Below are 594 nucleotides of genomic sequence, written 5' to 3'. Positions count from 1 at the left end.
TCAAATATAGAACCAATTGTTAGAAAAGCAAAAGAGTATATAAAAGTTCTTGAAGACATCGAAGAGAATAGAAGCATTCTTGATGATTCTGAGCTGGGTGATTTAGCAAAAGAAGAGTTAAAAGAGCTTGAGCAGAAAAAACCTATTTTGGAAGATGAGATAAAACTTCTTATGATTCCAAAAGACCCAAATGATGATAGAAATATATATTTGGAGCTTAGGGCTGGAACAGGTGGAGATGAAGCTGCACTGTGTGTTGGAGATTTATTTCGTGGTTATTTGCGATATGCAGAAAACAATAACTGGACAGTTGAAATTATGAGTTCAAGTGATAGTGAGGCTGGTGGTTATAAAGAGATTGTAATACTCGTAAAAGGTGACCACGTTTATTCTAAGCTAAAATTTGAAGGTGGAACTCACAGAGTTCAAAGAGTTCCTGCAACAGAGTCTCAAGGAAGAGTTCACACATCTGCTATTACAGTTGCTGTTATGCCAGAGGTTGATGATGTTGAAGTTGAGATTAACGAAAGCGATTTAAAAATAGATGTAATGCGTGCAAGTGGAAATGGTGGACAATCTGTGAATACTACTGAT

At 36.2% G+C, this 594-nt stretch carries 1 protein-coding gene; it reads left to right on the top strand.

The genetic code is table 11. From position 1 onward, the window contains the following. The coding region (locus E0765_RS04590; RefSeq protein WP_132812049.1) for a PCRF domain-containing protein at positions 1-594 on the top strand (594 nt) is incomplete at both ends.

Origin of the sequence: Sulfuricurvum sp. IAE1 (assembly GCF_004347735.1) — a bacterium.
In the GTDB taxonomy this organism is placed as follows: domain Bacteria; phylum Campylobacterota; class Campylobacteria; order Campylobacterales; family Sulfurimonadaceae; genus Sulfuricurvum.
The sequence above is the reverse complement of the archived record's forward strand: the minus strand, read 5'-3'. Positions and strand labels throughout refer to the sequence as shown.